At 72.7% G+C, this 6,472-nt stretch carries 4 protein-coding genes and 1 pseudogene; 3 read left to right on the top strand and 2 right to left on the bottom strand.

Annotated features, from left to right (window positions below; all coding sequences use genetic code 11):
- Positions 1 to 1,253 (top strand): annotated as a pseudogene (locus AX737_RS34150) (hypothetical protein); the annotation flags it as partial.
- Positions 1,254 to 1,298: 45 nt separating this feature from the next.
- On the opposite strand, the gene AX737_RS06665 reads toward AX737_RS34150, so the two are convergent.
- Positions 1,299 to 1,532, bottom strand: coding sequence for a hypothetical protein (locus tag AX737_RS06665; RefSeq protein WP_197430481.1), 234 nt, complete (start codon positions 1,530 to 1,532; stop codon positions 1,299 to 1,301).
- Between the two features lie 125 nt (positions 1,533 to 1,657).
- On the opposite strand from AX737_RS06665, the gene AX737_RS06660 reads away from it, so the two are divergent.
- Both AX737_RS06660 and AX737_RS06655 read left to right on the top strand, forming a co-directional pair.
- A complete protein-coding gene (locus AX737_RS06660) occupies positions 1,658 to 2,479 on the top strand; it encodes a sigma-70 family RNA polymerase sigma factor (protein ID WP_245293403.1) in 822 nt (273 codons plus the stop codon).
- Between the two features lie 31 nt (positions 2,480 to 2,510).
- Positions 2,511 to 3,347 (top strand): 3-keto-5-aminohexanoate cleavage protein, encoded by an 837-nt coding sequence (locus AX737_RS06655; protein WP_066920034.1) that lies wholly within the window; start codon positions 2,511 to 2,513, stop codon positions 3,345 to 3,347.
- A 43-nt stretch (positions 3,348 to 3,390) separates the two neighbouring features.
- Here the strand turns inward: AX737_RS06655 and AX737_RS06650 are convergent, their stop codons facing one another.
- Positions 3,391 to 6,321 (bottom strand): FAD-binding and (Fe-S)-binding domain-containing protein, encoded by a 2,931-nt coding sequence (locus AX737_RS06650; RefSeq protein WP_066920028.1) that lies wholly within the window; start codon positions 6,319 to 6,321, stop codon positions 3,391 to 3,393.
- Between the last annotated feature and the right edge of the window lie 151 nt (positions 6,322 to 6,472).

The raw sequence follows: 6,472 nt of genomic DNA, 5'->3' as shown, positions 1-6,472 counted from the left end.
GGGCGGGCGCGATCCATGCCGCGACCGGCCGGACGGCGCATCGCGAAGAGCCGCCGCACGCCCCCGGGCCGGACGACCGGGACGGCGACGACGCTCCCGGCCGGCCGCAGGGCCAGCGCGGCGACGAGAAGGGCGCGGGCCGGGCCGACGCGACCCATCAGGACGTCACCGCAGCGACACCGGCGTTCGAGCGCGGTGGCAAGCCGGCCGACCTGCCGGCATCCGAGGCAGCCCGCACCGATCTCGACGTAGCCTGGCGATCCGCCGGCGACGGCGGGCGCACGGTCGATTCGGGCGCGCATGGCGGGCCGGGCACGGATGCGACGGCAGAGACTGCGCCCGATGGGCATAACGAGAGCGCGGCAGCGGACGCGGGCGCCTCGAATGCCCCTGGGTCGCCGGGCAGCGGCCCGAACGATCCCGCACGATCCGCCGGCAACGATAAGGTCGATCCCGGCGAGCGTGGCGGACCGACATCGAGCGCCTCCGCGGACGCCGCGACTGGCGGGCCATCGGTAGGCAAGGGAGCCGTTCCGGAGCACGCGACGGCCGATGGGTTGCAGGGGAAGAGCCTGGACGATCCCGGGCAATCCGCCGGCAACGGCAAGGAGAAGGTCGATCCCGGCGAGCATGCCGGGCCGGCCGCGGACACCTCCGCCGGGGCTGCGACGGCGGGACATGGGCCGGCCAAGGGCGTAGGTGCAGAGCACGCGACCGCCGCGTCGCCGGGCAACGGCCTGGACAATCCCGGGCACTCCGCCGGCAACGGCAGGGACAAGCTCGAGCCCGGCGAGCAGGGCGGACCAACGCCGCATGCCTCCACGGACGCCACCCACGCAGCGCTGTCGGCTGGCGAGGCAGGCGCTCCGGAGGGTCCAAGCGCCAGCGATGCACCCGGCGCGGGCCTCGACCGGACCGGCCCTTCAAGCGGCAACGGCAGAGACAAGGTCGATCCAGGCATACCTGGCGGACCGACGCCGGACGGCGCCGCGGCGGGTGTGCCAGCGGCGCGCGCACAGAACGGGGCGGCCGATGCGAACCACCCGGTTGCCGCGGAGGATCAGGGCCGAGCCAAGCCCCTTGCGGCGGCTCTCGACGCGCACGGCAACCTCGTGTTCGCGGCCGATGCCGGCCACGGACCGAATTCCGCAACGAGCCACGCGCCCGCGGACGCCGGCGTGCATGCCGAAGTGGGCCTGATCGGGGTGGCGGACCATGCCGGGCCCCTGCATCACGTCGATGGACATCTTTGAACGCATGCCGGCCGCACCGACACGGTCGCGACAGCATCCGTTCCCCTAGAACGGCCGCGCGTTCGGCCTGTATGGCGCGTAGGGAGGGATGCGGCCCGGGCCGCCGTCCCGTCGCATGAGAGGTGCGCCGCAGACCGCCATCACGGTGCACAGGGACTCGGCGCAGGTTTCGGCTTCCGCGAGAGTCAGGAACCCGTCGCGGCAATACGCGGTACCGGAAGCCGAGATGGCCACGACGGCGAATCGCCCGTCGGGGCAGTCGACGATGCTGTAGGTCACGCGTCTTCGCATCACATGAGCCGTCTTCCCGGATCCACACCGCAAACGCGACGGGATTGGGAACGATCCCCCACCCCGTCGGGGTTAGGTGTTCACTGTACGGCTGGATCACCGGGCGATCGCCCGTGGGGCAGCCCGGCTCATGCGGGTTGAGGGACATGCTGATAGCGAGCGGCCTTGGTCAGGCTCCCCTGGGCGATCGACGCGTCGCGCCGGCAGCGCCCGCGCCGGGGACGTGGCTCGATCATCTCGGCTGCGAGCTGCGGGCGCTCTACGGTGCCCTGCCCGAGGCGCGGCCGTCTGAACACTTGATGGCCCTGATCGCGCAGATCGACGGTCTGATACCGGATCGGACCGAGGCGGCCGCGGACTTCCAGAACGGCCTCCTCGCCGTGATACCGGGCTTGCGGGCCTTCGCCCTGTCCCTCGTCACGGATCCTGCCCGCGCCGAGGATCTTGTGCAGGAAACCGTGCTGAAGGCCTGGACCAAGCAGGAGCAGTTCGTCGCCGGAACGAATCTCAAGGCGTGGCTCTGCACGATTCTCCGTAACCAGTTCTACAGCGAGTGTCGCAAGCACAAGCGCGAGGTCGAGGATGCGGACGGCGCGCTGGCTGCGCGGCTTGCCACGCCGGCGGTCCAGGAACACGGCATGGACCTGCAGAAGGTGTGGGAGGTTATGGCCACGTTGCCTGCATCCCAGCGCGAGGCGCTCCTCCTCGTCGGAGCCCAGGGCATGACCTACGAGGCGGCGGCGGCCGTGATGGGGTGTCAGACCGGAACCATGAAAAGCCGTGTCAGCCGAGCCCGGGCCACGCTCGCCGAGGCCCTCTCGGGTCCCGGGAAGCCGATGCCCGGTGCCCGGCACGATGGCCGGGGTTGCGGGGGGGCGCGACTTGGAGGATGGCGGGCGCAAGGTCGGCCGGTCGCCGCGGCGTCGCCGCGGTGAAGCCGGCGCCTTCGCTCTCGGAGAGACCCGCATGACAGGCCAGCCCCCCGTCGTCGTCGCCGTGGCGATCACCGGTTCGGTACCGCGCAAGCGGGACAACCCGGCGGTGCCCGTCACGGTCTCGGAGCAGATCGCCGCGACGCTGGAAGCCTTCGAGGCCGGCGCGACGCTCGCCCATATCCACGTGCGCAACGACGACGAGACGCCCTCGTCCGACCCGGAGAAGTTCGCGGCCGTCCAGGAGGGGCTGCGCAAGCACTGCCCCGGCATGATCGTGCAGTTCTCGACCGGAGGCCGCGGCCGCGACCCGGCGAGCCGCGGCCTCTCGCTCCAGCACCGGCCCGACATGGCCTCGCTCTCCACCGGCTCGGTGAACTTTCCCACGATCGTCTACGAGAACCACGCCACCCTGGTGGCCGACCTCGCGGCGCAGATGAAGCGCTACGGCGTGCGGCCGGAGATCGAGATCTTCGACCTCTCGCACCTGCACGGGGCCCGGCGCCTCGTCGAGGCCGGGCTGATGGATGCGCGCCCCCACGTGCAGTTCGTGATGGGCGTGCAGAACGCGATGCCGGCGGACGAGCACCTGCTCGACATCCTGCTGGCCGAGCTGCGCCGCGTCCTGCCGCAGGCGACCTGGACGGCCGCCGGGATCGGGCGCGAGCAGGCCCGCGTGATGGACTGGGCGCTGGCCCGCGGCGCCGACGCCGTGCGCACGGGTCTGGAGGACAACATCCGGATCACGAAGGACCGGCTGGCTTCGAGCAACGCCGAGCTCGTCGGCCTCGCGGTCGAGGCGATCGCGCGCCACGGACGCCGCGTGGCGACCCCGGCGGAGGCGCGGGCCGCCCTCGGCCTCGCGGGCTGAGGGAGCCCTGTCCGGACCGGCCGGTCGCCGGAGGGCCCCGCGGTCATCGCAGGGCCCGGTCGAGCACGCGCGCCACGTGCTCGGCCCGCCGGCCCAGGCCGTCGTGGATCTGGTGGCGGCAGCTGGTGCCGTCGGCCACCACCAGATCGTCCGGCCCGGCCGCCCGGAGCGCGGGAAACAGGGAGAGCTCGGCCATGGCGAAGGACGCGTCGATCGTCTCGGCCCGGTAGCCGAAGGCGCCGGCCATGCCGCAGCAGCTCGATTCGACCACCCGCAGGTCGAGGCCCGGGACGCGGCGCAGCACGGTCTCGACCGCGCCCATCGCGCCGAAGGATTTCTGGTGGCAGTGCCCGTGCAGATGGGCCACCCGGCCGCCCTGGTCGGCGAGCTTCAGCTCGGTCCGTCCCGCCGCGAGGTCGGTCGCGAGCAGTTCCTCGAACAGCACCGCGCTTCCGGCGAGGGTGCGGGCTTCCTCGCCGGGCAGGAGCGCCAGGAACTCGTCGCGGAAGGTGAGGAGGCAGGAGGGCTCCAGCCCGACGACCCGGGCGCCGGCCCGGACGTAGGGCAGCAGGGCCGCGAGGGTGCGCCGCGCCTCGGCGCGTGCCCGGTCGGTCTGGCCCGAGGCGAGATAGGTGCGCCCACAGCAGAGGGGACGCCGGCCCCGGGCCGGGCCGACCCGGTGCAGGCGGTAGCCCGCGGCGCGCAGCACCCGCTCGGCCGCCTCGAGGTTCTCCGGCTCGAAGGCGCGGTTGAAGGTGTCGCCGAACAGCACGACGTCGCGGAACTCCCCCACGACGTCCTGGGGATGGGCGAGCTCGCCCGCCTCGCGCCAGGGCCGTCCCCAGCGCGGCAGCGAGCGGCGGGCGGAGAGGCCCGCGACCCGCTCCGAGAGATGCGCGAGCCCCGGCACCCGGTCGCGCAGGTTGAGGAGCGGGGCGAGCGCCGCCGCGACGCCGGCATAGCGCGGCAGCTCGGCCACCAGCCGCTCCCGCAGGGGCAGGCCGTGACGGGCGTGGTAGTGGTGCAGGAACTCGATCTTCATGCGGGCCATGTCGACGCCGGTCGGGCATTCCCGGCGGCAGGCCTTGCAGGAGACGCACAGGTCCATCGTGCGCTTCATCTCGGGACTGGTGAAGGCGTCCGGCCCAAGCTGCCCGGAGATCGCGAGCCGGAGGGTGTTGGCCCGCCCGCGGGTGAGGTGCTGCTCCTCGCGCGTGGCCCGATAGGAGGGGCACATCGCCCCGCCCGCGAGCTTCCGGCAGGTGCCGTTGTTGTTGCACATCTCGACCGCCGGCCCGAACCCGCCCCAGTCCGCCCAGTCGAGGGCGGGGCTCGCGGGCGCCGCGACGCGGTAGTCGGGCTTGAAGCGGAACAGCCGGCGGTCGTCGAATCTGGGTGCGCGGACGATCTTGCCGGGGTTGAGGTGGTTCGCCGGATCGAAGGCGTCCTTCACGGCCTCGAACGCCCGGGTCAGGCGCGCGCCGAACAGCGGTTCGACGAATTCCGAGCGCGAGAGACCGTCGCCGTGCTCGCCCGAGTAGGAGCCGTGGTAGCGGCGCACCAGATCCGCGGTCTCCTCCGCGATGGCGCGCATCCGGGCGACGTCGCCGCCGAGCTTCATGTCGAGGATGGGGCGCACGTGCAGGCAGCCGACCGAGGCGTGGGCGTACCACGTGCCGCGGGTGCCGTGCTTGGCGAACACCTCGGTGACGGCGTCGGTGTAGTCGGCGAGGTGTTCGAGCGGCACCGCGCAATCCTCGATGAAGGAGACCGGCTTCGCGTCGCCCTTCATCGACATCATGATGTTGAGGCAGGCCTCGCGGACCTCCCAGACGGTGCGCTGGCGCGCCGGCTCCACCACCTCGACCACCGCGCCGGGGAAGCCGTGGTCGCCCATGCAGGCGTCGAGGCGCCCGAGGTCGCGCTTGAGCGCCGCGAGGTCGTCGCCCGCGAACTCCGTCAGCAGCAGGCAGTTCGGCTGCCCGCGGGTGATGTCGGCGAGCGTCGTGCGGAACAGCGGGATGTCGGCACCGAGCACCAGCACGTTGTTGTCCACGAGTTCCACGGCGACCGGGGCCAGATCGACGATCGCCCGCGTCGTCTCCATCGCGGCGCGGAAGGAGGGGAAGTGGCACACGCCCATGACCCGGTGGGCGGGCAGGCGCGAGAGCTTCAGCGTCACCGCGGTGGTGGCCGCCAGCGTCCCCTCCGAGCCGACGAGGAGATGGGCGAGGTTCGGGCGGGTCTCGATCAGGCTGTCGAGATTGTACCCGCCGACCCGTCGCTGGACCCGCGGATAGACCCGCTCGATCTCGTCGCGATGGGCCTCCGCCAGCGCCAGCATCCGCCGGGCGAGGTCGGCGACCGGTCTCGAGCCGGCGACGCCGTCCGCATCGTTGCCGGTCGGCCCGAAGTGGAAGGGGGTGCCGTCGTGGAGCAGCGCGTCGAGGCCGAGCACGTTGTCGCTCATCTTGCCGTAGCGCAGCGAGCGGGCGCCGCAGGAATTGTTGCCCACCATGCCGCCGATGGTGCAGCGGCTCGCCGTCGAGGGCTCCACGGGGAAGAACCAGCCATCGGCGCGCAGCCGCGTGTTGAGCCGTTCCAGCACGTGGCCCGGCTCGACCGTGACGGTGCCGGCCTCCGGGTCGTAGGCGCGGACGCCGTCGAAGTGGCGCGAGCAGTCGAGGACGAGGCCCGATCCGATCGGCTGGCCGTTCTGCGAGGTGCCGCCCCCGCGCAGGATCACGGGGACGCCCTGCTCGGCCGCGACGCCCAGGCAGGCCGCGACGTCCTCCGCGCTCCGGGGCATGACCACGCCGGCCGGCATGATCTGGTAGATCGAGGCGTCGGTGCTGTAGCGGCCGCGGGTGAAGGCATCGAAGCGGACCTCGCCGCTCACCGCTCCCGCAAGGCGCCGCTCCAGCTCCGCGGATTCCGCCGCCGGGAGGGCTCTCGCCCGGACGCCTGCTGCCATGATCGTGCGGTCCTCTGCGCTCGGGCCGCCGCCTGAGCGGGCGCGGCCGGAAGAGTATTCTATAGTACGGCCTCCGGTTGATCGGTTCGGCCGCGTGCGGTGAACCGCGCCGTGCCCCCTCTCCCATAGGGAGAGGGTTGGGGTGAGGGGT

This window comes from Methylobacterium sp. CCH5-D2 (genome assembly GCF_001556475.1).
GTDB classification, from domain to species: domain Bacteria; phylum Pseudomonadota; class Alphaproteobacteria; order Rhizobiales; family Beijerinckiaceae; genus Methylobacterium; species Methylobacterium hispanicum.
This window is presented reverse-complemented; position numbering and strand designations above follow the sequence as displayed.

Bases quoted from the DNA above. Each gene is read 5' to 3' on its own strand.
- AX737_RS06655 (WP_066920034.1), top strand. From the start codon at position 2,511: ATGACAGGCCAGCCCCCCGTCGTCGTCGCCGTGGCGATCACCGGTTCG.
- AX737_RS06650 (WP_066920028.1), bottom strand. From the start codon at position 6,321: ATGGCAGCAGGCGTCCGGGCGAGAGCCCTCCCGGCGGCGGAATCCGCG.